The sequence below is a fragment of the Allofournierella massiliensis genome (genome assembly GCF_004345265.1).
Lineage (GTDB): Bacteria > Bacillota > Clostridia > Oscillospirales > Ruminococcaceae > Allofournierella > Allofournierella massiliensis.
This window is the reverse complement of sequence record NZ_SLUM01000010.1, coordinates 20,457-45,321: the sequence shown is the minus strand read 5'-3', so window position 1 is coordinate 45,321 and position 24,865 is coordinate 20,457. Positions and strand designations below refer to the sequence as shown.

General features: G+C 60.3%; 26 protein-coding genes. 14 read left to right on the top strand and 12 right to left on the bottom strand.

Translation table 11 applies throughout. From position 1 onward, the window contains the following. Nucleotides 1-6 precede the first annotated feature (6 nt). Together EDD77_RS07270 and EDD77_RS07265 are read right to left on the bottom strand one after the other, a co-directional pair. Nucleotides 7-726, bottom strand: a complete 720-nt coding sequence (locus tag EDD77_RS07270) for a segregation and condensation protein A (RefSeq protein ID WP_058965150.1) — start codon at nucleotides 724-726, stop codon at nucleotides 7-9. A gap of 12 nt (nucleotides 727-738) precedes the next feature. Next, a complete protein-coding gene (locus EDD77_RS07265) occupies nucleotides 739-1,413 on the bottom strand; it encodes a site-2 protease family protein (RefSeq protein ID WP_058965151.1) in 675 nt (224 codons plus the stop codon). 261 nt (nucleotides 1,414-1,674) lie between these two features. Between EDD77_RS07265 and rpmB the strand changes: the two genes are divergently transcribed. The 8 genes from rpmB to EDD77_RS07225 all read left to right on the top strand — a co-directional run bounded on the left by rpmB (nucleotide 1,675) and on the right by EDD77_RS07225 (nucleotide 7,222). Continuing rightward, nucleotides 1,675-1,863 carry a 50S ribosomal protein L28 gene (gene rpmB / locus EDD77_RS07260; RefSeq protein WP_077138557.1) on the top strand — a complete coding sequence of 63 codons (189 nt, stop codon included), beginning with the start codon at nucleotides 1,675-1,677 and terminating at the stop codon, nucleotides 1,861-1,863. A gap of 149 nt (nucleotides 1,864-2,012) precedes the next feature. Next, a complete protein-coding gene (locus EDD77_RS07255; RefSeq protein WP_077138558.1) occupies nucleotides 2,013-2,777 on the top strand; it encodes an esterase family protein in 765 nt (254 codons plus the stop codon). 143 nt (nucleotides 2,778-2,920) lie between these two features. Continuing rightward, nucleotides 2,921-3,433 (top strand): RNA polymerase sigma factor, encoded by a 513-nt coding sequence (locus tag EDD77_RS07250; RefSeq protein WP_058965152.1) that lies wholly within the window; start codon nucleotides 2,921-2,923, stop codon nucleotides 3,431-3,433. Further along, nucleotides 3,430-3,978: a zf-HC2 domain-containing protein gene (locus tag EDD77_RS07245; RefSeq protein WP_058965153.1), complete on the top strand. Its 549-nt coding sequence runs from the start codon at nucleotides 3,430-3,432 to the stop codon at nucleotides 3,976-3,978. Before EDD77_RS07250 ends, EDD77_RS07245 begins: the two co-directional genes overlap by 4 nt. Then, a complete protein-coding gene (locus EDD77_RS07240) occupies nucleotides 3,971-4,957 on the top strand; it encodes a YfjL-like protein (protein WP_058965154.1) in 987 nt (328 codons plus the stop codon). The genes EDD77_RS07245 and EDD77_RS07240 overlap by 8 nt, the downstream gene beginning before the upstream one ends. A 160-nt stretch (nucleotides 4,958-5,117) precedes the next feature. Next, the gene (locus EDD77_RS07235; protein ID WP_058965155.1) at nucleotides 5,118-6,104 is read left to right on the top strand and encodes a diaminopimelate dehydrogenase; all 987 of its coding nucleotides are present in this window, start codon (nucleotides 5,118-5,120) and stop codon (nucleotides 6,102-6,104) included. 34 nt (nucleotides 6,105-6,138) lie between these two features. Then, on the top strand, nucleotides 6,139-6,807 hold the full coding sequence (locus EDD77_RS07230) for an MBL fold metallo-hydrolase (protein WP_058965156.1): 669 nt from the start codon (nucleotides 6,139-6,141) through the stop codon (nucleotides 6,805-6,807). Between the two features lie 43 nt (nucleotides 6,808-6,850). Continuing rightward, nucleotides 6,851-7,222: a VOC family protein gene (locus tag EDD77_RS07225; RefSeq protein ID WP_058965157.1), complete on the top strand. Its 372-nt coding sequence runs from the start codon at nucleotides 6,851-6,853 to the stop codon at nucleotides 7,220-7,222. An 89-nt stretch (nucleotides 7,223-7,311) separates the two neighbouring features. Here EDD77_RS07225 and EDD77_RS07220 read toward each other — a convergent pair whose 3' ends face one another. Both EDD77_RS07220 and EDD77_RS07215 read right to left on the bottom strand, forming a co-directional pair. Beyond that, entirely contained in the window at nucleotides 7,312-8,670 is a 1,359-nt protein-coding gene (locus EDD77_RS07220) for an MATE family efflux transporter (RefSeq protein WP_058965158.1), read from the bottom strand. A gap of 187 nt (nucleotides 8,671-8,857) precedes the next feature. Next, a complete protein-coding gene (locus tag EDD77_RS07215; protein ID WP_058965159.1) occupies nucleotides 8,858-9,181 on the bottom strand; it encodes a hypothetical protein in 324 nt (107 codons plus the stop codon). Nucleotides 9,182-9,333: 152 nt separating this feature from the next. Here EDD77_RS07215 and EDD77_RS07210 point away from each other — a divergent pair, with 152 nt between their 5' ends. The 3 genes from EDD77_RS07210 (at nucleotide 9,334) to msrB (ending at nucleotide 14,078) form a co-directional block, all read left to right on the top strand. Continuing rightward, nucleotides 9,334-10,401, top strand: coding sequence for a hypothetical protein (locus EDD77_RS07210; RefSeq protein WP_058965160.1), 1,068 nt, complete (start codon nucleotides 9,334-9,336; stop codon nucleotides 10,399-10,401). A gap of 58 nt (nucleotides 10,402-10,459) precedes the next feature. Further along, on the top strand, nucleotides 10,460-12,805 hold the full coding sequence (locus EDD77_RS07205) for an ATP-dependent DNA helicase (protein WP_058965161.1): 2,346 nt from the start codon (nucleotides 10,460-10,462) through the stop codon (nucleotides 12,803-12,805). Nucleotides 12,806-13,106: 301 nt separating this feature from the next. Beyond that, nucleotides 13,107-14,078: a peptide-methionine (R)-S-oxide reductase MsrB gene (gene msrB / locus EDD77_RS07200; RefSeq protein WP_394326283.1), complete on the top strand. Its 972-nt coding sequence runs from the start codon at nucleotides 13,107-13,109 to the stop codon at nucleotides 14,076-14,078. A 98-nt stretch (nucleotides 14,079-14,176) separates the two neighbouring features. On the opposite strand, the gene EDD77_RS07195 is transcribed toward msrB, so the two are convergent. Continuing rightward, the gene (locus EDD77_RS07195; protein WP_242868408.1) at nucleotides 14,177-14,461 is read right to left on the bottom strand and encodes a sensor histidine kinase; all 285 of its coding nucleotides are present in this window, start codon (nucleotides 14,459-14,461) and stop codon (nucleotides 14,177-14,179) included. Nucleotides 14,462-14,465: 4 nt separating this feature from the next. Between EDD77_RS07195 and EDD77_RS07190 the strand changes: the two genes are divergently transcribed. Together EDD77_RS07190 and EDD77_RS07185 are read left to right on the top strand one after the other, a co-directional pair. Continuing rightward, a complete protein-coding gene (locus EDD77_RS07190) occupies nucleotides 14,466-15,254 on the top strand; it encodes an efflux RND transporter periplasmic adaptor subunit (protein ID WP_058965164.1) in 789 nt (262 codons plus the stop codon). 52 nt (nucleotides 15,255-15,306) lie between these two features. After that, complete coding sequence (locus EDD77_RS07185; protein ID WP_058965165.1) at nucleotides 15,307-16,302, top strand: ABC transporter permease; 996 nt, start codon at nucleotides 15,307-15,309, stop codon at nucleotides 16,300-16,302. 74 nt (nucleotides 16,303-16,376) lie between these two features. Here EDD77_RS07185 and EDD77_RS07180 read toward each other — a convergent pair whose 3' ends face one another. From EDD77_RS07180 to EDD77_RS07165, 4 genes are read right to left on the bottom strand one after another with little or no spacing between them, the layout of a single operon-like run. Then, nucleotides 16,377-17,531, bottom strand: coding sequence for an ABC transporter permease (locus tag EDD77_RS07180; protein WP_132587356.1), 1,155 nt, complete (start codon nucleotides 17,529-17,531; stop codon nucleotides 16,377-16,379). Continuing rightward, entirely contained in the window at nucleotides 17,497-18,198 is a 702-nt protein-coding gene (locus EDD77_RS07175; protein ID WP_058965167.1) for a hypothetical protein, read from the bottom strand. Before EDD77_RS07175 ends, EDD77_RS07180 begins: the two co-directional genes overlap by 35 nt. Nucleotides 18,199-18,221: 23 nt before the next feature. Beyond that, the gene (locus EDD77_RS07170; RefSeq protein WP_058965168.1) at nucleotides 18,222-19,073 is read right to left on the bottom strand and encodes a carbohydrate ABC transporter permease; all 852 of its coding nucleotides are present in this window, start codon (nucleotides 19,071-19,073) and stop codon (nucleotides 18,222-18,224) included. Further along, a complete protein-coding gene (locus tag EDD77_RS07165) occupies nucleotides 19,070-19,945 on the bottom strand; it encodes a carbohydrate ABC transporter permease (RefSeq protein ID WP_058965169.1) in 876 nt (291 codons plus the stop codon). The genes EDD77_RS07170 and EDD77_RS07165 overlap by 4 nt, the downstream gene beginning before the upstream one ends. A gap of 137 nt (nucleotides 19,946-20,082) precedes the next feature. On the opposite strand from EDD77_RS07165, the gene EDD77_RS07160 reads away from it, so the two are divergent. Beyond that, entirely contained in the window at nucleotides 20,083-21,432 is a 1,350-nt protein-coding gene (locus EDD77_RS07160) for a hypothetical protein (protein WP_058965170.1), read from the top strand. 85 nt (nucleotides 21,433-21,517) lie between these two features. Here the strand turns inward: EDD77_RS07160 and EDD77_RS07155 are convergent, their stop codons facing one another. From EDD77_RS07155 to EDD77_RS07145, 3 genes are all read right to left on the bottom strand, one after another. Further along, nucleotides 21,518-22,744, bottom strand: a complete 1,227-nt coding sequence (locus EDD77_RS07155) for a peptidase U32 family protein (protein ID WP_058965171.1) — start codon at nucleotides 22,742-22,744, stop codon at nucleotides 21,518-21,520. An 84-nt stretch (nucleotides 22,745-22,828) separates the two neighbouring features. After that, nucleotides 22,829-23,962 (bottom strand): endolytic transglycosylase MltG, encoded by a 1,134-nt coding sequence (mltG, locus tag EDD77_RS07150; protein ID WP_058965172.1) that lies wholly within the window; start codon nucleotides 23,960-23,962, stop codon nucleotides 22,829-22,831. Between the two features lie 58 nt (nucleotides 23,963-24,020). Then, the gene (locus EDD77_RS07145) at nucleotides 24,021-24,851 is read right to left on the bottom strand and encodes a GNAT family N-acetyltransferase (RefSeq protein ID WP_132587355.1); all 831 of its coding nucleotides are present in this window, start codon (nucleotides 24,849-24,851) and stop codon (nucleotides 24,021-24,023) included. Nucleotides 24,852-24,865: the final 14 nt, after the last annotated feature.

Sequence of the window (24,865 nt, the reverse complement as noted above, 5' to 3'; positions counted from 1 at the left end):
CTTTTGTCAACTCTCCTGTTTCTTCATCCGGCCCCGGCGCACGGTGAGGGTTTCCTGATCGTCGATCTCGATGCGTCCCGCACGGATCAGCTCCAGCACCGCCAGAAAGGTTGCCACCGTCTGGCTGCGGCTTCCGCCCCGATTGAACAACCCCCGCAGGCTTGCCACCCGGCCTGTAACAATGCTGCGCAGCACATGCACCACTCGGCTGGCCACCGATACAAACGGCGCAGTAACCAGCGGCTCAAAGCTCTGCTGGTTGGGCGCGGCCTTGCGGCGCCGGCTTCTGCCCAACAGCAGCTCCATGGCCTGGGCCAGAAGGGTCGCTTCATGGGTCAGGCGGTAGGTGTTATCCTGCTCCAGCTCCATGGGCGGGCGCACAAAGCTGCAATGGCAGGCAGCCTGTTCGCCCAACTGGCGGGCCACCTCCTTGCAGGCGCTGTATTCGATCAGCTGGCCGGTGAGCTCTTCCTTCATCCGCTCCGCTTCCTCGCTGCGGGGCAGAAGCAGAAAGCTCTTCATCTGCACCAGACGGGCAGCCATCTCGATAAACTCGCTGGCCACCTCCATCCGGTTTTCCTGCAGGCCGTTGATCAGGCTGGTGTACTGGTCGATCAGCTCCAGAATGGGGATGTCGTAGATATTCATCTTGTTTTTGCTCACAAGATAGAGCAGCACGTCCAGCGGGCCGTCGAATTCCTCCAGATGGAAGGTCAAAGTCTCCATACTTTCCCCTCCTTACACCGCAACACCCGCGGCCATGTAGACCGCCCGGTCGATGAAGGCGGTGGCATTGTTCAGAATACCCCACATGCCGTTGTTCAACCAGTAGAGGGGAACATCAAACACGCCAAACATCAGCAAAAGGAACATGCCGATAAAGATCTGCCGCTCGTACTGCATCACCTTGAAATACAGATGCCGGGGCAGCACCAGCAGCAGGATGCGGCTGCCGTCGAAGGGCGGCACCGGCAGCAGATTGAATACCGCCAGCGACACATTGATTGCCACCATATAATAAAGGAAGTAGAGCACCAGCTCCGCCGCCATGCCTGCCGGCAGGAAATAGTATGCCAGCTTATACAGCATCATAGACAGATACGCCAGCACCAGATTGGAAAGCGGCCCGGCCGCCGCGCTGAGGGCCATGCCCAGCTTGGGGTTTTTGTACCGCTGGGGATACACCGGAACCGGTTTGGCCCAGCCGATACCGGCCACAATCATACACACTGCACCCAACAAATCGAAGTGCGCCATGGGATTCAGCGAAAGCCGACCCATATTTTTTGCGGTGGGATCACCCAGCTTGGCGCTTGCCCAGGCGTGGGCGGACTCGTGCACCGGAATGGCCAGCAGCATGGCAAGCCCGCGCATCACCCAGACAAGCAGCTGGGCAGGACTGATCAGACCCATAAAACTCTCCCTTTTTCTTCGTTTGACGCCTTATATAAAATAAGGTAGAATGTCTTTCAGCAATCACTGCACGCTGCCCGGCGCAAATGCAGGGCGTATCTGGCAGTTTGCTTTTTATTATAGCGTTTTTTGGGGCCGTTCACAAGCAAAATGGGACTTTTTCAGAGTTTTTCAAAGATATTTTAAAAAAACCCTTGATTTTTCCCTTCCGGCTTGCTATTATATTCTAGCGACTTAAATTAAATCGAGGAGGTGCAGCAAATGGCAAAGTGCAATTGTTGTGGCAAGGGCGTTTCCTTCGGCATCCAGGTTTCCCACTCTCATCGTCGGTCTAACCGCACCTGGAAGGCGAACGTGAAGCGTGTTAAGGCTATTGTAGACGGTTCTCCCAAGTACATCTACGCCTGCACCCGCTGCCTGCGCTCGGGCAAGGTTACCCGCGCTGTTTGATTTTTCAACGCAAAAACTGCCGGTCATCTTCGGATGACCGGCTTTTTTGTGTTCTGCTCTTCTGCCCTGCTTGACCGGTTCGCCCGGCCATTCTATAATGAAGGTAATGCAATTCGCGGTGACTTTTCACTGCTTGGGAGGGATTTTGCTTGGAGATCCAGTATTACAAGGAACCCAGCCGCTTTTTAAAGCGGGAGATGGAGTTCAAGGTGTTCGGCCATTCCGGCCTTCCCTGCCTTGCCTTCGCCTGCGAGGGAGGCCGTTTTTACGATTGGGAGGATCACGGCATGGTAGCCGCGCTGGCTCCGCTGATCGACGCAGGCCGCATCCAGTTGTTCTGTGCAGACAGTGTGGACGCGGAAAGCTGGATGGGCAGCGGCGAGGGCCGGGCCCGCAGCGAGACGCAGGAACGCTGGTTCAACTATCTGGCGGGCGAACTGATTCCCCGGGTACTGGCGCTGAACGGCGGTACCCATACACGGGTAGCTCTGCTGGGCTGCAGCCTGGGTGCGGGTCATGCGCTGAACCTGTATCTGCGGCGGCCGGAGCTGGTATGCGGTGCAATCTGCCTGTCCGGCAGCTATTCTGCCGCCACCTGGTTTGGCCCCTATCACGACGATCTGACCCTGCGCAACAGCCCGCTGGAATATCTGCCCCTGCTGCACACCGAGGGCCTGCCCTCCACCCGGCTGGCTCCCCTGTTTTTGTGCTGCGGCCGCGGCCCCTACGAGGATGATTTTCTGGCCGACACCCGGGCCATGGCCCAGGCGTTGACCGACCGGCGCATGCCTGCCTTTGTGGATTACTGGGGCGAGGATGTGAGCCACGACTGGCCCTGGTGGGCAAAGCAGGCCGTTTACTTTTTACCCCAGCTGCTGCAGCAGCTGAACAGCAAGGCAAAACCCACTGCATAACCCATTCCGCCGAGCTTTCCGGGCCCGGCGGAATTTTTTTGTGTTTTCTGTAACGGACGGTCGATACAGCCGTCTAATAGAGCGAAACGGCTGTTTTACATTCATTGCCCGAAAAAGGGGCAGATCGGAAAGGAGGGGTGCGCTTGCAGGACCTGGAAGAACTGTATCAGCTTTACAGCCCGGACATCTATCGCTATCTCTGCGGGCTCACCCATGACCCTGTCTGGGCGGAGGACCTGCTCAGTGAAACCTTTTTAAAGGCGGTGCGTGCCTTCGGCCGCTTCGAGGGACGCAGCAGCATAAAAACCTGGCTGTTCACCATTGCACGCAACGTGTGGGTGGATGCACTGCGCCGCAAACGGCCCACCCTTTCCTACGACGATATGCTGGCGGGCTATCTGGAGCAGGACATGCCGGACCCCCGCGGCCTGGAGGAGGAATGCGACACCCGGGATCTGGCTCGCCGGGCACGCCAGCTGTTGGAGACGTGCAAACCGAATGCCCGCACCGTTCTTTTAATGCGGGCCCAGGGCTATTCCTTTGCCGAAATCGCCCAGGCATGCGGCATCACGGAGAATTCCGCCCGGATGCTGAGTTTCCGCACCCGCAACTGGCTGCGGGATCAACTGAAACAAGAGGAGGGATCGATGCAATGAACAAAGGCATCGTGTCAGACATTTCCTGCGACGTGTGCAGGGATCTGATTCCGCTGGTGGCCGACGGCGTCGCCAGTGAGGACAGTGAAGCTCTGGTACACGCCCATGTGGCCCACTGCCCTGCCTGCCAGGCGTATCTGGATTCCGGCGGCATCCAGCTGCCCGCACCGGAACCGGACGCTGCCCGGGTGCTGGGGCGCATCCAGCGCAAGCTGCTGGCCCAAAGTGCCCTGATGGCGGTGGCCGGATTTGTGGTATGCCTTGCGCTGGCAAACGGGCCGTTCCTGGCCTGGGGCCTGCCTGCGCTGGGTGCACTGGGCTATGTATTCCTGCGCCGCAGTGTCTGGTTCGCAGCCATCATCAGCGCCATTCCCATGGCGCTGGTGCTGCTGGTCAGCACACCGAACCGCACTTCCCTGATGCAGGCCGGGCTGTATCTGTCCGCCCTGCTGGTGGGCGCGCTCATCGCCAAACTGCTGCACTTCGCCTTCGGCGGGCTGCGCCGGGGCCAATCCGACCCAAAGGAGGAATCTTTGGATGAATAAAATCAAATGGCCGGCTCTTCCCAAAATCCGGCAGACCCCGCTCACCCGGATTGCCGCCGCCCTGCTCGCACTGGTGCTCATCGCCGGTCTGGTGCTGGTGGTGGAACGGCAGGTGGGCAACCCCATATCCGCCCGGTGGACGGTGCACACCATCAATGACGCTTTACAGGCCAAATACCCCGGTGAGGGCTATGTGGTGGGCAATGCCCGCTACACCTGCGCGGACGGCAAGCGCCGCTATGTCTGCCCGGTATACCAGACCGGAGAGGAGGACGTGGGCTTTTCCGCCTATGTGAGCAGCGGCCAGGTTTATACCAATCGCGCCCTGACGGTGGACAGCGGTCTGAACACCTCCAACCGGCTGCGCAATGAGCTGGCCGACCAGCTGGATACCAACCGGCTGTGCCGGGATCTGAAGGGCCGCTCCCCCTACGAAACCACCCTCACCTTCTACCCGGAAGATAACGACCGGGTATTCGATTCACAAAATCCTCTGTTCCGGGTTGGAATGGAGTTTTCCGCCGATAGCCTTCCCCTGCCCACCGTACTGTATACGGGCTTCCACAGTGCAGACCGGGAACCACCTGAGGTCACGCTGGAAAAAGCCGCTTCCTATCTGGTGGCGCTGAAGCAGGCCGCCGCCAATCAGGGGCTCGCCTTTGATTACTACTCTGCCACCGTCTATGGCCGGAACATCACCTGGCTGCTGCTGGATGTGCCCACCGAAGCCATTCCGGATCAGCTGCCGGATGAGACTGCCGCCGGGGAACCCCAGCCCGCCGCAGAAGAATCCGCAGGCGAGACGCCGGCAGAGGGCAGCTTTGACGCACTGGTGGCCCTGTTGCAGGACCGTATCACGCAGAACGGGCAGACTTCGCCCACCGTTGCAGACGCTTCCCCCGCAAACAGCGCCCGCAGCCTGAGCGATCAGCGGTTTGCCCTGCTGTACCGTGAGGACAGCTGTTTTCAGCCGTTGTAACCGCGCTGCGGATTCTCTTTGAAACACGCAGTCGCCCTGTGTGCCGTTCTATGGCGCACAGGGCTTTTCTGTTTCTCCGGCTTCTCTTACTTCTCAACTTCCGCCGGTTCATGGTATAATAGAACCAATATTTGATAAAACCAATGGAGGGAGCTTACTTATGGCGATTCGGATTGGTATTTTTGGTTACGGCAATCTGGGCCGGGGCACCGAGTGTGCGGTGCGCCAGAACCCGGATCTGGAGCTGGCTGCGATTTTTACCCGGCGGGATCCGGCCAGCATTTCTCCCCTGACCGAGGGCGTGCCGGTTGTGGCGGCAAAGGATGCTGCTGACTGGGCCGGTAAGATTGATGTGATGATCCTGTGCGGCGGCAGCGCCACTGACCTGCCGGTGCAGACCCCCGAGCTGGCCCGCTGGTTTAATCTGGTGGACAGCTTCGACACCCACGCCAAAATCCCCGAGCACTTTGCTGCGGTGGACGCCGCCGCCAAAGCCGCGGGCACCACTGCCCTGATCAGCGGCGGCTGGGACCCGGGCCTGTTCTCGCTGAACCGGGTGTATGCCGAAGCCATTCTGCCCCAGGGCGGAACCTACACCTTCTGGGGCAAGGGCGTGAGTCAGGGCCATTCCGACGCCATCCGCCGCATTGAAGGCGTGGAGGATGCCCGCCAGTACACCGTACCGGTGCCCGAGGCGCTGGAGCAGGTGCGTGCCGGGCAGCGCCCCACCCTGACCACCCGGCAGAAGCACACCCGGGAATGCTATGTGGCCGCAAAGCCGGGGGCAGATCTTGCCCGCATCGAGCAGGAAATCAAGACCATGCCCAACTATTTTGCAGACTACGACACCACCGTCACCTTTGTGAGTCTGGAGCAGCTGCACGCCGAGCACAGCGGCCTGCCCCACGGCGGCAGTGTGCTGCGCAGCGGCCTGACCGGCTGGAACGAGGAGCACACCGCCACAGTGGAATACAGCCTGAAGCTGGATTCCAACCCGGAATTCACCGCCAGCGTACTGGCCGCCTGCGCCCGTGCCGTACACCGGATGCATACCGCCGGGCAGACCGGCTGCAAAACCATTCTGGACGTTCCCCCCGCACTGCTCAGCCCCCTGAGCGGCGAGGAGCTGCGCCGCCAGCTGCTGTAAGCCGGAGCGCGAACCCCATATCCAAGGAGTTTTTATGAAGATCACTCACATCTGCCACAGCTGCTTTCTGGTAGAGCTTTCACACACACTGCTGCTGTTCGACTACTTTCAGGGCCCGCTGCCTGTGCTGGATTCGGAAAAGGCGCTGTTCGTCTTTTCCTCCCACCGGCATCACGACCACTACTCCCCCGCTGTGTGGGAGCTGAGCGAGAGCCACCCCAATGTGTTTTATGTGCTGGACGAGAACATTCCCGCCCGGCGCTCAGCCAATGTGCTGCCCGCCGCGCCCCGCAGCCGGTACGACTGGCAGGGTCTTTGCATCGAGACTCTGCGCTCCACCGACGAGGGCTGCGCCTTTCTGGTACAGGCCGAGGGGCTCTGGTTCTACCATGCGGGCGATCTGAACTGGTGGCACTGGGAGGGTGAGCCGGACGAACAGAACGCCTGGCACGACAAGGCCTTCCACGAGGAGCTGGAACGCATCCGGGGCCGCTTTTTCGACGCGGCCTTTGTTCCGCTGGATCCCCGGCAGGAGGGAAACGCCTGGTGGGGCTTTGTGGACTTTTTAAATGCCTGCCGCTGCGACAATGTGTTCCCCATGCACTGCTTCGACAACCGTGCCGGAATGCTGGCCTATCTGAAGCGGCCGGAGCTTGCGCCCTATCTTGCCCGCATTCACGCGGAAGAGGTCTGGCAGGGCTGAGCAGCTGTTCTTATCAATCCATTCCAGAAAGGAATTTTTCACAATGAAGTTTAAAATGATCCACGAAAACTACAACGTCTTTGATCTGAACCGCTCCAAAGCCTTTTATGAGAAGGCTCTGGGCCTTGCGGAAGTGCGGCGCATCACCGCGCCGGACGGCTCCTTTATCATCGTGTATCTGGCCAACGAGGAAAGCGACTTCCAGCTGGAGCTGACCTGGATGCGTGACATGGACCGCCCCTACAACCTGGGCGACTGCGAGTTTCATCTGGCCTTCCAGGTGGAGGATTTTGACGCCGCTCACGCCCTGCATAAGGAGATGGGCTGCATCTGCTTTGAGAACGAAGCCATGGGCATCTACTTCATTCAGGACCCGGACGGCTACTGGCTGGAGATTGTACCCGAAAAGAAGTAAGCGGAAAATCTGTTTTCAGGGCATAGAAAAGCGCCCGCGCAAGCTGCCGAACCGGCAGCCGCGCGGGCGCTCTTTGTTTGTATTTTGCTTTATTCCATAGTCCCGTCGATGCGGCGCATCATGCCCCGGTAGAAGGCCACCGCAGCCAGCGCGGCCAGCGTCTCCGCCACCGGGAAGGAGGCCCATACGCCGTTCAGCTCCCAGAAACGGGAAAACACCAGTGCCAGCGGCGGAATGACCACCAGCTGCCGGATGAGCGACACCGCCAGCGACTGCATGCCCTTGCCCAGAGCCTCAAAGCAGCCGGCCAGCACGGTGCCGAAGGTGGACACCAGAAAGCCCAGGCTGGTGATGCGCAGCATGGGCACACCGATGGCCACCATGGCGCTGTTTGCATCGAAGAGGGCCATGATCTGCTCCGGCAGCAGCCAGGCGATCAGGGTGCCCAGCGCCATGATCACGGCGGTGAGGGTCAGGCTCCAGCGGATGGTGGAATGCATCCGCTGCTTCTGGCGCGCACCGTAGTTGTAGCTCACAATGGGGCGCATGCCCTGAATCAGGCCGTTGGCGGGCATGTACACAAAGGTTTGCAGCTTGAAATACAGGCCAAACACCGCCACCGCCAGTTCGTGCAGCTCCACCAGCAGGGCATTCAACACGCCCACCAGCAGGCTGGGCATGGCAGTCATCAGGCAGGAAGGAACGCCCACGCCATAAATCTTGCGGGCAATGTTCCAGTCCACCTTCATGTCTCTGCGGGTGATGTGCATACCGGTCTTTGCCCGGAAGAAGTAAATCATTGCCATGGTGCAGGCGGTCAGCTGACCGGCCACGGTGGCCACAGCCGCACCGGCCACGCCCATGCGGGGGGCGCCCAGCAGACCGAAGATCAGGATGGGGTCCAGCACGATGTTCACGATGGCGCCCACGCCCTGCAGAATCATGGGCACAAACATGTCACCCACCGACTGCAGCAGCTTTTCGATGTAAATATGGAACAGGCTGCCGAAGGCAAGGCAGATCACGATGCGGGTGTACACCAGGCTCATGCTCAGCACCTGCTCATCGGTGGTGAACAGCCGCAGGAAGGGCTCGCTGCCGAACAGGCCGATCAAAAGAAAAGCCAGCGCGTGAATGCCGGTGAACACCATGCCCATGGAGGCGGCCTTGTCCACACTGCGCTGATCGCCCTGGCCCAGGCTGCGGGCCACAAAGGCATTGGAGCCCACGCCATAGCCCACTGCCACTGCCAGCACCAGATTCTGCAGCGGATAGGCCAGCGAAACAGCGGTAAGCGCGTCGCTGCTCAGGCGGGCCACAAAGATACTGTCCACCACGTTATACAGCGACTGGATCAGCATGGACAAAATGGGCGGCAGCGACATGCTCACCAGCAGCGGTAGCACCGGCCGGCTGCCCATGGGATTCTGGTTGATTCGTTCGGTCATTCCGGTTCCTCCTTGGCATAAAAAAACAGGGCTACAATCCCCTGTTTGTGAATCAGAAACAGGAAAATTTATAGCCCTGCGGTTTTTCGCATATTTAATTGCCGGTCAAAAATCCCCGGCGTTTCGGCGGGTATTATAATAGCACCCCACCCGGCTGCTTGTCAAGAGGGAATTCCCGGAATTTTTCTCAGCGCAGCAGATGAATGTAGCCCAGCAGAGGAACCGGCTGCTCCTTGTCCTGCACGGCATAAACCAGACCCAGAATCCAGAGCACCAGCCCCAGCAGGCTTACCACATTTACCGCCAGCATTACGATCCAGCCCACCAGCGGAATCCAGCCCAGAACCCAGCTCACCACCGACGAAACCACCCGCAGCACCAGGAAAAACAGGTTCAGCACCAGCGCCTGATTCAGATGAAACCGGGAATTGTACCGGTCGCCCACAAAATAAGCCAGCAGCCAGCCCACCAGCGTGATGTATGCCACAATGTTCGTTGCTTTACGATCCATAAATCCACCTCATTTTGAAAATCGGCTTTTGCGCCGTTTCGACAAATTGTTCTTTCTGATTATACCAGCCCGAAGAACACTTTGCAACGCCGGCGGCCGCACACCCCTGCCCTTTGCCGCATAGGATGGGCCAAAAAGTGAGGTGTTGCGGGATGAAAAAGCTTTCAAACCATGTGGATTTCTTTATGGGCGCACTGGGGCCAAAGGGCTTCCAGGGCTACTTCGACTGGCTGGATACCCGGGAACAGGTGCCGCTGTATCTGATCAAGGCAGGCCCCGGCTGCGGCAAAAGTACTCTGATGAATCGTCTGGCGCAGGCCAGCCCTCTGCCGGTGGAGCGGATTCACTGCTCCTCCGACCCGGACAGCCTAGACGGTGTGATCTTCTCTCAGCCCCGGGCAGCCATTATTGATGCCACCGCTCCCCATACCGTGGAGCCTGCCTACCCCGGCGCAGTGCAGAAGGTGGTGGATCTGCACCATGTGCTGGATAACGACTATCTGACTGCCCACCGGGGCGAGATCGTGGCCCTGTTCCGCCGGTGTTCCGCTTTGCAGGAGCAGGCGGGCCGATCCATCCGGGCGGCCGCTGCTCTTCTGGAGGACAGCCGCCGCATCACCGCGCCGCTGGTGAACGAGGAAAAGCTGCTGGGCTGGGCCCGCCGGCTGGGAGCCCGGATACTGCCCCGCACCGATCACCCCGGCAGCGAGAGCATTCGCCTGCTGAGCGCGGTGACCCCCAAGGGCCGGATGGTCTTTTTGAACACGGTAAAAGCGCTGGCCGGCGAATTCATCGTGCTGCACGACGAGCAGGGCGCGGCGGCTCCGATGGCGCTGGCCCTGCTGCGGGAAATGGCGCTGGAACGGGGCTACTCCATCATTACCTGCCCCTGCCCGCTGCGGGAGGGCGTGATCGATCATCTGTTCATTCCCGAGCTGCGCCTTGCCTTTTTGACCGGCAATTCCTGGCACCCCATGAATCTGGACGGCCGGCAGAACGTGCACTGCACCCGTTTTCTGGAAAAGGGCGCACTGCGCGGCCAGCGAGCCCGGCTGCGGTTCGACCGGCGGGCAGCGGCCGAGCTGCTGGAGCTTGCCAGCGAGGCCCAGCGGCAGGCCAAGGCAAGCCACGATGAACTGGAAAGCTACTACCGCACGGCGGCGGATTTCTCCCAGCTGGACGGGATCGCCGCCCGGCTGACCGAGACCCTGTTTGCGTGACCGGACGCCCCTTTTGTGATACAATAGATGCAGTCTGTATCACGAGAGGGGCATTTTCATGGAACAGATCCATCTTTCGGTGCGGCAGCTGGTGGAGTTTCTTCTGCAGACCGGCAGCATCGACAGCCGCTTTTCCGGCTTTGACCGGGCGAACGAGGGCGCGCGCATCCACCGGCGGCTGCAAAAGCAGGCCGGGCCCGGCTACGAGGCCGAGGTCTACCTGAAGCAGGAATACACCGCAGCCGAGGTGGACTATCTGGTGGATGGCCGGGCGGACGGCATCTTCACCGATGAGGACGGCCTGACCGTGGTGGATGAAATCAAGACCGTGACCACCCCCAGCGACCAGATCCACGAGGACATGAACCCGGTACACTGGGCACAGGGGCAGGTTTACGCGGCCATTTATGCCCGGCAGCACGGGCTGGACGCCATTGCGGTACGGCTGACCTATTTCCAGGTAGACGACGAGGTGGTGGTGGATTTCCGCCGGGAATTCACTGCCCGTCAGCTGGAAGATTTTGTGCTGGATCTGCTGACCCGGTATGCCCCCTGGGCCAAGCGGGCCGCCGCCTGGCAGTTGACCCGGGGCGAAGCTTTGCGGGCGCTGCAATTCCCCTTTTCGGAATACCGGGCGGGCCAGTACGCGCTGGCGGGCGCGGTGTATCGAACCCTGCGGGACAAGGGCCGCCTGCTCTGTCAGGCGCCCACCGGCATCGGCAAGACCATGAGCACCCTGTTCCCTGCCCTGAAAGCCATGGGCGAGGGCTGCGGTGAGCGGGTGTTTTATCTCACCGCCCGCACCACCACCCGGCAGGCAGCGGAGGATGCGCTGGCACTGCTACGCAAAAACCAGCCCGGCCTTGCCCTGAAAAGCATTACCCTCACCGCCAAGGACACCATCTGCATGCTGGAACAGCGGGAATGCACCCCGGAGGCCTGCCCCTACGCCAACGGCTATTACGACCGCATCCGGGACGCCCTGTGGCAGGCACTGGACGAAAACGAGTTCACCCGCGCCGCACTGGAAGATCTGGCCCGGCGGTTCACGGTCTGCCCCTTTGAGCTGGGGCTTGATCTCTCGCTCTGGTGCGATGTGATCGTGGGAGATTACAACTATCTGTTCGATCCGGTGGTCAGCCTGAAACGCTTCTTCGAGAGTGGCGGCGATTACCTGTTTCTGGTGGACGAAGCCCACAATCTGCCGGACCGGGCCCGGGAGATGCACTCGGCCAGCCTGTTGAAAAGTCAGGTACTGGAGGCCCGCAAGGCGCTGGGCAAGGGCAAAAGCAAGCTGAAAACCGCTCTGGGCAATCTGAATGACGAGTTCGTGGAGCTGCGCCGCCAGTGCGACGAGGCGGAAAACCGCACCTTCTTTGAAAAGGGGGCCCGCACCGGCCTGAACCGGGTGATCGGCCGGGTGACCGGCCCCATGGAGGAATGGCTCACCGAGCACCGGGAGGGCACGGCCCACGACCTGATCCTTGCCCTTTACTTCGAGCTGCGGGCCTATCTGCGGGTGGCCGAGCGGTACGACGACCACTATGTGACCCAGATGGCGGCCTTTGGCACCGACGTGCGCATCAGCCAGCTGTGCCTGGATCCCAGCGCCTTCCTGGATCAGAGTTTTTCCAGCGGCCGGGGCGCGGTGCTGTTCAGCGCCACCCTTTCCCCCATGGACTACTACCGGGACATTCTGGGCTGCACCGAAGCCCGCTGTGCCGCCCTTCCCAGCCCCTTCCCCACCGAAAATCTTGGCCTCTTCTGCGCAGCGGACGTGAGCACCCGCTATAAAGACCGGCAGCAGAGCATCGAACCGGTGGCCCGGTACCTCTATGAAATGTGCCGGGGCCGCACCGGCAACTATATGGCCTTTTTCCCCAGCTACAGCTATCTGACCCAGGTGCTGGAGCGGTTCGAGGAATTGTTTCCTGAGATGCGTACGCTGGTGCAACAGCCCGGCATGGATGAGCAGGCCCGCAGAGAATTTCTGGATGCCTTCCAGCCGGATGCCACCGAGACCCTTCTGGGCTTCGGCGTGATGGGCGGCGTGTTTGGCGAAGGCGTGGATCTGGCGGGCGAGAGGCTGATCGGCACCGCCATCGTGGGGGTGGGCCTGCCCCAGGTGAACCCCCGGCAGGAGATCCTGCGGGATTATTTTGAGGAGAGCCGGGGCAGCGGCTTTGCCTACGCCTACCAGTACCCGGGGTTCAACAAGGTGCTGCAGGCGGCAGGGCGGGTCATCCGTACCCCGAAGGACAAGGGGGTGGTGCTGCTGATCGACAGCCGTTTTGGCCGGGCGGAATACCGGCAGCTCTTCCCCAGCCACTGGGCCCACTGCCGCTGGCTTTACGGCCCGGCCCAGCTGGCAGATCAATTGAAGGATTTCTGGGAGACGGTTTGATGAACCAACCTCCTCTTTTCGCGATTTCTGCGCGGTTTTGCCCCGCGGATCACGAAAAGAGGGGGCTTTTCTTTTTCCTACCATTATAGTATAATTATCTCATTCATCCCGGTACAGGAGCGGTGTATTCGCTTTCGACCGCGCCGGAAGGAAAGGAGATCCTGCCATGCACCGAAGGGTATTGGCAAGCCTGCTTGCCGCAGCATTGCTGCTGAGCGGCTGCAGCCGTCCGGCGGAAGCCGCAGTGCAGCCCGCAAACAGTGAAAACGGCTCGCCGCAAAGCGAACCGGAACAGGAGGTTATGAAAATGGAATCCACCGAAAACGTGATTTATCTGGCCGGGGGCTGTTTCTGGGGCATCGAACAGCTGATGCAGTCCATCCCCGGCGTGATCGACGCCAAAAGCGGTTACGCCAACGGCTCCGGCGAGGCCGACGCCAACTACCCCACCGTATCCACCGGGAAAACCGGTTTCCGGGAAACGGTGCGGGTGGAATATGACTCGGAACAGGTGAGCCTGGACGCACTGCTGCTGGCCTACTTCTATGTGATCGACCCCACGGTGGAAAACCGGCAGGGCAACGATGTGGGCACCCAGTACCAGACCGGCGTTTACTACACAAACAACAGGGCAAAGGAGACGGTGGAGCGCATCGCGGAGATCGAGCGCAGCCGCAGCAGCCAGTTCAAGGTGGAGATCGGCCCGCTGGTGAACTTCTACCCTGCCGAAGAGTATCATCAGGATTATCTGGAAAAGAATCCCAACGGTTACTGCCACATCCCCCTTGCGGAAATGAAGCTGTTTTCCAGCCTGCGCATCGACCCGGGCGATTACCAGAAGCCTGCGGCGGAAGCCATTCGGGACAAGCTGACCAGTGAGCAGTACCGGGTCACCCAGCAAAACGGCACCGAGCATCCCTTTGCCAACGAGTTCTGGAACCAGTTTGAAAAGGGCATTTACGTGGACGTGGTCACCGGCGAACCGCTGTTCTCCTCCACCGATAAATTCGAGAGCGGCTGCGGCTGGCCCGCCTTCTCCAGGCCCATCGAGGAGCCCGCCGTGGTGGAACTGCCGGACGACAGCCACGGCATGCACCGCACCGAGGTGCGCAGCCGCTCCGGCGACTCCCATCTGGGCCATGTATTCACCGGCGACCCGGAATCTCCCAACGGGGTGCGCTACTGCATCAACAGCGCCTCGCTGCGCTTCATCCCATACGCCAAAATGGAAGCGGAAGGCTACGGCTATCTGCTGGATCTGTTTGAAGAATAAGCAGGTTTGCCTGCCCGCAAAAATGCCCCGGATCTTTTTCAAGAGCCGGGGCATTCTTTTTACTTGATCGTTCAAACAGCCGAACAACCACCTGATTGCTATGAGCGAGCCACTTCCACGCGAAACGTAGCCCCGCCGCCGGGGGTATCGCTCACACCCAGCTGCAGCCCGCAGCGCCCGGCCAGTTCCTGCGCCACCGAAAGGCCAAGCCCGAAATGTTCCCGGCTGGACCGGCTGGCATCGGCACGCCAGAATCGCCGGAACACCGCTTCCTTTGCCTGATCCGGAACCCCCGGCCCGTGATCGCACACCTCCCAGATCATTTTTCGGCCCTGTGTGGCACAGTACAGCTCAACGGCCTTGCCCTCCGGGGAATACCGCAGCGCATTGTCCAGAAATATTTCCAGAATCTGGCCGAGCTCCGCCCGGCAGACACTGGAGCAGGCGCAGAACGCCCGGGAGGATTCGCTGCTTTCCGCTCAGCGGAATCTGGAGGATGCGCAAACCGCACTGACACAGGCTGAATCCGACTATACGCAGGCGCAAAGCTCCGCCGCACTGACTGCGCAGAGCAATGCGGCGCAGGAACAGCAGCTGCAGCTGGAGATTGCTTCCACAGAGAAGTGTATCGCACTGTTCACTGCCTGCATGGAAACCGATGGTCTCATCTGTGCCGAACGGGACACACAGCTGCTGACCTGTGATCTGAAGGAAGGGCAGCCCTGCCCGGAATCCGGCGGACTGCGGATTGCCCGCGAGGACAGCGAGCTGGTTGCAGCCTTTTCTCTGCCTGCCGCGCAGGCGGAAAATCTTGCTGCCGGGCAATCGGTAACCATTGTACAGGGATCCGCCCGCACCGAAGCGACTGTGCGCACAGCTGTTGAGGATACCGAAAGCGGAGCGTTTCAGGTCACTGCAGTACTTCCGGAAGATGCCGCCGGATTCCGGGCCGGCACAGCACAGGCCGAACTGATTTTTCCCGCACCTCCTATGGCACCTGCCTGCCCGTATCTGCCATCCGGCAGGATACGCAGGGCAGCTTCGTTCTCACCGTGGAAGAAAACCGGAGCACCTTTGGAATCAGCTACACGGCCCGGCGGGTTCCCGTTACCGTACTGGAAGTGGGCAGCGACGGACAGTACGCCGCCGTGGAGGGCACCATCGGCGGCAGCGTGATCGCTTCTTCTGACCAGGCTGTCAGCCCCGGCTCCTCCGTGAGGATTGCGCAATGAGGCGGGTGATCATCGGGCTGCTGATGCTGGCTCTTCTGGTTGCGTCTACCACCAGCATGAACCACGCCGACGCACTTGCTCAAAACTGCCAAAGCGTCAGCCTGCGCTATCGCCAGGCCCTCACCGCCGAAACGGTTCGCACCGCCCGGGACAAGCAGCCCGGCCTTACCTTCTGGGCAGAAAGCAGTTGCCTGCTTTGCACAAGCCTGCATCAGACGCAGTGCACGGCGCTGTACTATCAGGGCGATGCGCTTCTGGTTATGGGGGCAGAATATTGTGCAGGCGAGCCACCCGCTCCGCTGGATTTTTCCGGCTGTGCAATTTCCACCGCCCTTGCGGACGATCTCTTCGGCAGTGAGGATGTGCTGGGGCTCAGCGTTACGCTGGAAACCGGAGAATACACCGTGCGCGGCATTTTTTCAAGCAACCGGTCACTGGCTCTGATCCCTTGCGAGGATGCCGGGTTCACGGCGGTGGAGCTGCCTTTTACGGAGGATTTTCGCCAGTCTCCCGCCACCTGGGTCAATACACAGCTGACAGAAAGCGGCCTGCCGGAGCCGGACTGGCAGCTTTTCACCGGGCTATGCGCCGCCCTTGGCCGCGGGCTGGCCTGGCTTCCGCTGGCATTTGCCGCTCTGGTTCTGATTCTGCACGGAGCGAAAGCCGTCGTCCACTGGCCCTTTCCTGCCCGGGACATTGCGCTGTTCTCGGTTCTTCTGACCACCGCATCGGCATTGCCTTTGCTTCTGTCCGTCTGGCCCTCCTGGCTTACCCCTTCCCGCTGGAGCGATTTTTCCTGGTGGACGCAAACGGCGCAGACGCTCTCTTTGCAGCTGGAAGCATTCCTTCTGGCGCCCGGTATGGGGCGGGATCTGGCAATCAAGTCCGGGCTGATCGCTCAGGTTGGAATCGCACTGCTGCAATGTGTTTTATGTGAGGCACTTCGCTGCATGCTCCGGCAATGCGACAGACCCGCTGCCACCGAGACTTGATGTGCTCTGTTTTTCTCTGGCGATTTCTTTTCCGTTAAAAAGGGAGACCCTGTTTGCAAGGGTCTCCCTTTTTGTCAGTCTGTTGTTTTCTTCGGGCACGTCGGGGCATGATAGCGCCAGCGAGCCGATGCCTGCTCTTTTTCCGGAAAAGCAGATTGTTTCCTGTTTCGGTCAGGCCGCTTTATGTGGCCTGCCAGCTGCCAGAGGATCACCGCACCGACAAACAACAGCACCGCTGCAAGGCCCAGCACTGCCAGTTCCTTTGCCGACCGCGCCGCCTGTGCCAGATAATCGCTCTGCCCTGCCAGTGCAGAAAATATTTGCATAGGATTTGTTTCGGCCGGGCCGGCCAGCAGCTCGGCGGGAAGATTCACCCCGCAGATGGCCAGATTCAGCGCCGCCACTGCCAGAATGATCTGTGTCAGATGCAGCGCAAGCGCCCTCTTGCGGCCGTACAGCATATCGTTCCACCGGCCATACAGCCGCACGAGGCCCACATATCCCCGCAGCAGCACACAGGCACAGAGCAGCACCGTGCAGCAGAAAATCACCCCATATACCTCCTGACGCAGCAGCTGCCGCCAGACGCCCAGATCCACCCCTGCCGTTTTGGGGGTATCGTTTGCCTTTGTCTGCAAATCGTACAATACCGACAGGCGAAGGCGATCATTCTGGGCCAGCAGCATCCGGGTGGGGGTAAGGCTGCTATTCGGCTGTTCGGGATGGGTACTCAGATAAACCGGTGCAGATTCCCCTTCCGGCCGGTACACCCCGCATACCGTATACTCCACATTTTCCACGGCGAACGTATCGCCTGCTGCGGCCAGCCCCTCCGGCACCACCGCCTGATACTGCCGCAGCAATACCGCCTGCGCCGGATAAAACTCACCACTCACAAAATCAAGACCTGCCACCTGCCCCCAGTTGGACAGGGCCACCCGGGCAATAAGCTGCTGTGACCCGCCGGGAAGATCGGCTTCCAGCATTCCCTGCCAGGCGGCACTGTTTTCCGCCTTGTCTCCCACCCGGCGCTGGAGCACCTCCAGCGTGAGGGGTGAGCTTTCGCCCAGCTCCGGGTATTCCAGCAGCATGGGAACGGAATACAGCGCACTGCGGCACAGCAGAACCTGCCTTGCAAACACTGCCGCAAAAGCCGCCAGCAGCACGGCCAGCACCCGCAGGATGAGCGCCCCTTTACTTTTCCGCCTGCCCGTTTTCATCCGATTCACCCGGCAGCACCACCTTTACCAAATCCCCATCCTGAATGGGCGCGGCCGCAAAAGCCGCAATCCGGAACTCTCCGGTTTCGCCAAGCTGCACCAACGCACTCTGCGCGTCGGTGGCGGTCACCATTACTGCCACTGCCGACGCATAACTCTGCTTCCCCCAGGGGGTCCATCGCTCCTCCAGCTTCATCACCATGGTGGAGCCATCCTCCCCCGTCTGGATGGCGGACAGGGGAATTTTACACCAGCCATCGGTAAGAATTCTCGCCTGGATGGTCACCGGCCCCTCCGGCAGTTCCGGCAGCGGGTTTTTCTGTTTCAGAACCACCCCGTCGCCGGTCTGCTCTTCCTCGCCGGCCAGCTCCAGACCTACCAGATTCATCTCGCTTTCCGGCGGGAAGGCCAGCAGAGAGGCTGTTTGCAGTATCTGCGCATCCTCGCCCTGTGCCTGCACACGAATCCGCAGTGCCGGGCGCTCGCCCTCGGTGCGGTAGACCGTTCCGGTGAAGAATTTTTCCTCATTCACACTGCCCCGCGTGGGAAATACCGCCTCCACCTGCGGCGCAAGCGTCCACTCCACCAGCCAAGCGACCGAGGTGCACAGCACCGCCGCCAGCACCACCGCCAGAAAAACGGCAAAACGCCGCCTGTTGTTCTTTGTTCGTTTCATGCTGTTTTCCTCCCGGGCGACACCTATTTGATGCCGGTGAACTCGATGCCCTCCACCAGCTCCTCATTGAAGAACCAGAACAGCAGCAGCACCGGCAGCATGGCCAGCACGCCGCAGGGAAAGACCACGGCCAGCGCATCTCTGCTGGTACTGGCGAGGAACACCGAAAAGGGATACATCTCACTGTCCCGCAAAAAGGCCAGCGGCTGCTCCACCATATTCCATGCGTCGATGAAGGTGAGCAGACACAGGCTCACCGCACCCGCCCGGCCCGCAGGCAGCAGCACCCGGAACAGCAGTGTCAGGGTTCCGGCTCCGTCGATCTGGCCGGCCTGCAGCACTTCATCCGGCACAGACTTGAAGATCTGAGTCATCAGGAATGTGCCGAAGGGCAGGAACATTGCCGGAAGGATCAGCGCGCCGTAGCTGTCCAGCAGGTTCAGCCGTTCCAGCACAATGTAGTTGGGCACCAGCGTCACCTGCACCGGCATGAGCATGAGCACCACCAACAGGTAAAACAGCCACCGCCGACCCGGGAAGGAGTATTTTGCAAAAGCAAAGCCGCCCAGAATGCTCACCAGCAGCTGCCCGGCCACGATTGCTCCGCATATAGCCAGCGTGCGCCAGAAGCGCAGCCAGTACGCGGTGCGGCGCAAAAACACCTGCACATACCCCTGTACGGAAAAGGTTCCGGGCAGAAGGCTCAGATCCAGCGTACCCGAACCGGAGGCCAGTGCACCGTATCGCTGCACCGCTTCCTGTGGGGACATGAAGCTGTTACACAGCACATAAACCGCCGGGAACAGCACAATTACCGACAGCACCGCAAAAAGCACCGCCAGCAGCCGATCCCGCTTTTTTCGCTTTCGTTTCACAAAACCGCCTCCCCGTCCTCGGACTGCATCCGGTACAGCACGGCCACCAGAACCATCATGCCGGCAAACAGCAGAATCGCCGCCACCGACAACCGGGAATAGGTCATGTTATTGAAATTGTTGTTCAGGTAATGCTGCAGAAAATACACGCTGGTGTGGGGATGCTCCCCGCCCAGCAGAAAGGCTTCCCGGTAGGATTTGAAGGCGTTGATCACGCTGATCACCACCACAAAGAATACGGTGGGCCGCATCAGGGGCGCGGTGATGTATCGGAACACCTGCCGCTCGTTTGCCCCCTCCAGCCGGGCACACTGATACAGCTCCTCCGGGATCATGTTCAACCCTGCCAGCAGCAAAATCACATTGTAGCCGCAGTTCTTCCACACATAAAGAGCCATCAGCACCCAGAAGGCTGCCGGGCTTTCCATCCAGCGCACCGGGGAAAGGCCCAGGGCCTGCAGCAGCGCGTTCAACGCCCCCTGCTCGGCCAGGAACACATCCACCACCATCACGATGCCTGCCACCGGCACCACCATGGGAAACAGCAGCACATTGCGGAACAGCTTTGTGCCCGCGAACTTCTTCTGCAATGCCAGCGCCAGCAGCATGCTTATCACCAGAATCAACGGCACGCCCAGGCCCAGAAAGCGCAGGGTGTTGCCTGCTGCCAGACGGAAGCTGCGTGTGCTCAGCACATAGGCATAATTATCCAGCCCCACAAAGGTCTGCCCGCCGGGGCCAAAGGTGAGGGAATACCAGAACGTAAGCCCAAACGGCAGAGCAAAAAACACCAGCGTGCCCAGCAGAACCGGGGCGGCCAGCGCATAGCCGGTCAGCGCCCGGCGCCGTTTCCATCGGCTGTACCCCTTCATCCCGTTTTCCCTCCTTTGCGGGTTTCTTTTGACAAAACCGCTTTGAGTGTTTATCATAGTAGTGTACTATACATTTCAGCATAGCACACCACCCAGATTTTGTAAAGGCTGGGCATGTGCCGGGAGGGATTCGATTTATGCTACGAACCCGCATCGTAAGCTGCCTGCTGGCGGCAGGGCTGCTTTTGGGCCTTGGCTGTGGCTGCACGGCCCAGCCCGCAGAAGAAACGACGCAGGAGGATGTGATGGTCATCTGCGCCGAGCTGCGGGACTACCGCAATGTGATGAAGGGCGTGAACTATTACGCGGTGCGCTACTACCCCAACGCCCAGTTTGAAATGCTCTGGCTGCCCGACCCGCAGGTGGATCCGGAAGGCCGCGAACAGCTGATCCGTCAACTGCGCACCCAGATTATGGCCGGCAAGGGGCCGGATGTGTTTCTGCTGCGCGGTACCGACAGTCTGCTGAATCCCTCGGATTCCAGTGAATATCTGTTTGAGGATCTGCACAAGGCCCAGACCGCCGGGCTGTTCTGCAATCTGACCGAGCTGTTGAGTGAAGCGGATTTTGCAGCCCTGATCCCGGCGCTGGAGCAGTATAAAACAAACAATGAGCCGCTGTACCTGCTGCCTCTGGGCTACCTGCCCCTCACCGTGAGCTACACCGATCAGACTGCGGACACCTTTGCCCGGGTGGCGCAGAGCACTTCTCCCCTGCTGGATTATCTGCCGGAGCTTATCAATGCCGCCGGGCAGGCCAACGAGGATGCGCTTTCCGGCCTGACCCGGGCCCTGCCTCTGGCAGGCGGAACCGGCGATCTGAGCGAAACCATTGACCGGGCGGATTTTGTTGAGCTGCTCCGGCTGCAAAAGCAGCTGATGCAGTCCGGCACGGCCAGCCAGCCGATGATTTCGTCGCTGAAAAAAGGGCTCACCGGCGGAGAGTTTCTTTGCTGGACCGGCATGCCTTTGTATGACCCGTTTCTGGAGCAGGCCAGCCTGCTGGCCGCACAAAACAGCGAACCGTATTTTGCGGCGGTTCCCAATCTGGAGGGCGGCGTCACCGGCATGGCCACCAGCTATGTGGGAGTTCGGGCCAACTCCACCCATCTGGATCAGGCCCGGGAGCTGATCCAGACCCTGCTCAGCGAGCACGTCCAGACCTGGGAAACAAACTTTCCCAACCCCGGTTACCGGGAGCTGAGCAGTGCCGATCAGGGCCTGCCGGTGTGCAAAACCGCCCTGGCCGCCATGCTGCGGGATCGCAACCGTTACGGCCCTTCCGGCGGCTTTGTGTGGGGAGAAATCAGCGATTCCACCATTGCCCGCTATGAGGAGTTTCAGAACAGCGTGACCGATATCACTCTGGTGGATCGGCGGTTCGAGCGGTATCTCACGATTTGTGCCCCCTATTTTGCGGGCACCCAGAGCGAAGAACTCACACTGGAAGCATTGCAGCAGGAATTCGTGATCTACGCGGACGAATGACCTATTCACAGGCATCAGATAAGCCCATAGAAAAAGGCCCCCGCGGGAAATATCCCGCGAGGGCCTTTTTTGTCTGATGAACCTTTTACTGAACGCGGCGGCGCAGCAGGCTGTAAGCAGGCAGCGCAGTTTCGCAGGGGATGGTGTATTTCATGGTGGCGTGGGGCGTGCTCTCCACCTCTTCACCCAGCTCATTTTTGATCCATTCCGGGGTCAGGGTGACGCGTTCGCCCAGCGGGGTGAGCGCTTCGATGGTATCGCCCAGGCAGAACTTGCCCCGCTGGCTGCACTGAGCCACGCCGTCCTGCCAGCTTTCCACCACGCCGATAAACTCCCAGTGGCGCAGGTAACCGCCGTTTCTGGTCTCCTGCTTGGCCTGTTGGCGGCCGAAGTAGAAGCCCGGCGAGTAGGGCCGGTGGCTGGTGCGATCCAGCTCTTCAAACACATCGTCCGGGCAGGTGTATTCCTCGGCGGTGGGGTCCTGCAGGAAGGCGTCCAATGCCTTGCGGTAGGCGCTGGTCACGCTGGCCACATAATAGGCGGTCTTGGCCCGGCCCTCGATCTTCAGACTGTCCACACCGGCCTGGCAGATCAGGTCGATGAAGGGGGCGGTGCACATATCGTTGGCGTTCAGGATATAGCTGCCCTCTTCGGTCTCACCGATTTCCATAAACTGGCCGGGGCGGGATTCCTCCACCAGATGATACTTCCAGCGGCAGGGCTGGGCACACTGGCCCCGGTTGGCGTCCCGCCCGGTCATGTACTGGCTGAGCAGGCACCGGCCGGACACGCTCATGCACATGGCGCCGTGCACGAAGGCTTCCAGCTCCAGATCGTCGGGCACATGGGCGCGGATCTCGGCAATGGCCCGCAGATCCAGCTCCCGGGCCAGCACCACCCGCTTGGCTCCCAGATCATAGGCGGCCTTGGCGGCGGCCCAGTTGGTGATACCCGCCTGGGTGGAAAGATGAATCTCGGTGTTCGGGGCATACTGCTTGACCATGGCCAGCACGCCCAGATCGGCCACGATGAAGGCATCCACACCGGCGGCCACCGCGTTCTGGATGGCTTCAGGGATGCGCTCCAGCTCCTCGTTGGTGGGCAGGGTGTTCATGGTCAGATAGATCTTCTTGCCCCGGGCGTGGGCGAAGGCGGCACCTTCGGCCAGCTGCTCCGGGGTGAAGTTACCGGGCGCGGCACGCATGCCGAACTCGGTCAGACCACAGTACACCGCGTCCGCGCCGTAGCGGATGGCATATTGCAGTCGCTCCAGATCCCCCGCGGGGGCCAGTAATTCCGGAATGGGAAGCATAATCGTTTTCCTTTCTCGTTTTCACAGCCGGGCGGGCGCGCAGAGAAATTTTTCTCCCGCGCGCCCGCCGCTTTGTTTCCTTGTTTACTTTACGCTGAATGCCTTGGACACATTGGCGTCGTGCTCGGCTTTGGTCTTGGCATAGTAGTACACGCCGTTTTTATCGGTCACAAAGAAGTAGTACTTGCCGTCCAGATACTCTGCATCCGGGTAGAGGGCTGCCTGGATGGCATCAATGCCCGGGTTGGAGATGGGGCCTGCGGGCAGGCCGTTCAGCTCATAGGTATTGTAGGCATTGTAGATATTTTCGGGAATGTTATCCCAGCCACCATAGTAGGGGGCAATCCAGTTGTAGATGTAGTTGTTGTCATCCGGATTCTGCACATAGCTGCTGGCATTGCTCTCCAGCCGGGGATAGGGGGAATCCTCCGCCAGCCGGTTATGGAACACTGCGGACACCCGCGTATCCTCAGAATTGCCGGCCTCCTCCTGTACAAAGCTGGCCAGGGTGACAACCTCTTCCAGCGTCATGCCCAGCTCGCTGGCCCGCTGGCGCATCTCCGGGGTAACCTTTGCGTCGAACTCGGCATAGAGCTTGTCCACATAGTTATAGACCGTATCGTCCACAAAGAATTCGTAGGTATCCGGGAACAGGTAGCCCTCGCACTTCATGAAGCGGTTGGGATCCTCCGGAATCTCGTTCCAGAACTCATACTGGCTGAAATCGCCGTTGTTGGCCACATCCAGGAATTCCTCAGCGGTGCACAGGCCGGCTTCCTCCATCAGCTGGGCAAACCGCTGGGCGGTGATGCCCTCCGGGAAGGTGACACTCACGGTTTCCCGCTTGGCATACTGGCTCATGGTCTCAATGATGGAATCGTAGCTCTGGCCCTGCACCAGTGTGAAGTCGCCGTATTGCAGATTGGCGCTCTTGCCGGTGTACTTCAGGTAGTAACGGAAGATGTTGGGATATTTGATGACGCCTGCATCCTTCAGGCTGCGGGCAATGGACGCGCTGTTTTCGCCCTGCTGCACGGTGACCAGAACCTCATCGCCAAGCTGGTCGCGGCCGTTCACATCCTGCATGATGCTGAAGGCCCCAAAAGCGGCCGCAGCCAGCAGCACAACAACCAGCACAACCAGCACGAGGCAGCCTTTGTGGCCGCGTTTGGGGGGCTGATCCGGGTTTTGGTAGGTTTCACGACGGTATTTAGCCATAGTAACTTCCCTGCACTTTCTTATTCCCTGAGCGGCGCGGGGTGCGCCGCCCTCTGATTCACTCCATGTCCAGCATCAGGCGCATATAGCCTTCCTGCACGTCAAAGGGCCGATCAAAAAACTGGATCATGCCGTAATCCCGGGCCACGCCCTCACCCAGAAACAGATTCTGCTGGGCGCCCAGGGTAATGTGGGCCTGTTCCGCGCCGGTTTTATCCCGTGCGGCTTCCATCAGTTTTTCCGCGGCCCGGTCGCCCTCCGCAAACAGCTCCACAAAATCCAGCGTCTGATCGTCCTTTTTAAAATAAATGCCGTAGCCGTCCTCACTGGACACAATGGTTCCACCCAAGGTGTAAAGATCGGTGAGCACCAGAATATAGCCCGCATTGTTCAAAAAGACCGCATCCGGCGCAAAGCGGCGGCGCAGCGCCTCCAGCCCCTTGGCGGTGACGGAATCAAAATCCGCCTGGGCCCACAGATTGCGGCGGATGGGGCGGGTGAATTCCCGCAGCCCGAACGCCTTCTGAAAGCCCCGCTGGGCATAAAAATCAAACAGGCTGGCACTGGCGGGGATGAGCACCGCGAAGCTCCATCCGCGCAGCAGCAGCTGGCTTCGGGCGTAGTCTATCAGTTCGGTCATCACACCCTTGCCCCGCTGCTCCGGCCGGGTGCACACGCCGTAGTAGTAGGCGCCTTTCCGGCCCTGCAGCGTGACGGGCACTGCGCACAGGCTGGCAATGACCTGGCCCTCTTCTTCCGCCAGAAAAACGTTTTCATACCCGGCAAACTTTTCAAAAATATTGGCGGCAACCGGTTCCGGATCCCCGAACACCGCCGAAAACAGCCCGGTCAGCTGGGCTGCATCGCTTTTCTCTGCCACACGAAACATGGCTTCTTTTCCCT

Excerpts from the sequence above, each read along its gene's own strand:
- EDD77_RS07270 (WP_058965150.1), bottom strand. The coding sequence starts at position 726 with ATGGAGACTTTGACCTTCCATCTGGAGGAATTCGACGGCCCGCTGGAC.
- EDD77_RS07265 (WP_058965151.1), bottom strand. The coding sequence starts at position 1,413 with ATGGGTCTGATCAGTCCTGCCCAGCTGCTTGTCTGGGTGATGCGCGGG.
- rpmB (WP_077138557.1), top strand. The coding sequence starts at position 1,675 with ATGGCAAAGTGCAATTGTTGTGGCAAGGGCGTTTCCTTCGGCATCCAG.
- EDD77_RS07245 (WP_058965153.1), top strand. The coding sequence starts at position 3,430 with ATGAACAAAGGCATCGTGTCAGACATTTCCTGCGACGTGTGCAGGGAT.
- EDD77_RS07240 (WP_058965154.1), top strand. The coding sequence starts at position 3,971 with ATGAATAAAATCAAATGGCCGGCTCTTCCCAAAATCCGGCAGACCCCG.
- EDD77_RS07235 (WP_058965155.1), top strand. The coding sequence starts at position 5,118 with ATGGCGATTCGGATTGGTATTTTTGGTTACGGCAATCTGGGCCGGGGC.
- EDD77_RS07230 (WP_058965156.1), top strand. The coding sequence starts at position 6,139 with ATGAAGATCACTCACATCTGCCACAGCTGCTTTCTGGTAGAGCTTTCA.
- EDD77_RS07225 (WP_058965157.1), top strand. The coding sequence starts at position 6,851 with ATGAAGTTTAAAATGATCCACGAAAACTACAACGTCTTTGATCTGAAC.
- EDD77_RS07220 (WP_058965158.1), bottom strand. The coding sequence starts at position 8,670 with ATGACCGAACGAATCAACCAGAATCCCATGGGCAGCCGGCCGGTGCTA.
- EDD77_RS07215 (WP_058965159.1), bottom strand. The coding sequence starts at position 9,181 with ATGGATCGTAAAGCAACGAACATTGTGGCATACATCACGCTGGTGGGC.
- EDD77_RS07210 (WP_058965160.1), top strand. The coding sequence starts at position 9,334 with ATGAAAAAGCTTTCAAACCATGTGGATTTCTTTATGGGCGCACTGGGG.
- EDD77_RS07205 (WP_058965161.1), top strand. The coding sequence starts at position 10,460 with ATGGAACAGATCCATCTTTCGGTGCGGCAGCTGGTGGAGTTTCTTCTG.
- msrB (WP_394326283.1), top strand. The coding sequence starts at position 13,107 with ATGAAAATGGAATCCACCGAAAACGTGATTTATCTGGCCGGGGGCTGT.
- EDD77_RS07185 (WP_058965165.1), top strand. The coding sequence starts at position 15,307 with ATGAGGCGGGTGATCATCGGGCTGCTGATGCTGGCTCTTCTGGTTGCG.
- EDD77_RS07175 (WP_058965167.1), bottom strand. The coding sequence starts at position 18,198 with ATGAAACGAACAAAGAACAACAGGCGGCGTTTTGCCGTTTTTCTGGCG.
- EDD77_RS07165 (WP_058965169.1), bottom strand. The coding sequence starts at position 19,945 with ATGAAGGGGTACAGCCGATGGAAACGGCGCCGGGCGCTGACCGGCTAT.
- EDD77_RS07160 (WP_058965170.1), top strand. The coding sequence starts at position 20,083 with ATGCTACGAACCCGCATCGTAAGCTGCCTGCTGGCGGCAGGGCTGCTT.
- EDD77_RS07155 (WP_058965171.1), bottom strand. The coding sequence starts at position 22,744 with ATGCTTCCCATTCCGGAATTACTGGCCCCCGCGGGGGATCTGGAGCGA.
- mltG (WP_058965172.1), bottom strand. The coding sequence starts at position 23,962 with ATGGCTAAATACCGTCGTGAAACCTACCAAAACCCGGATCAGCCCCCC.
- EDD77_RS07145 (WP_132587355.1), bottom strand. The coding sequence starts at position 24,851 with ATGTTTCGTGTGGCAGAGAAAAGCGATGCAGCCCAGCTGACCGGGCTG.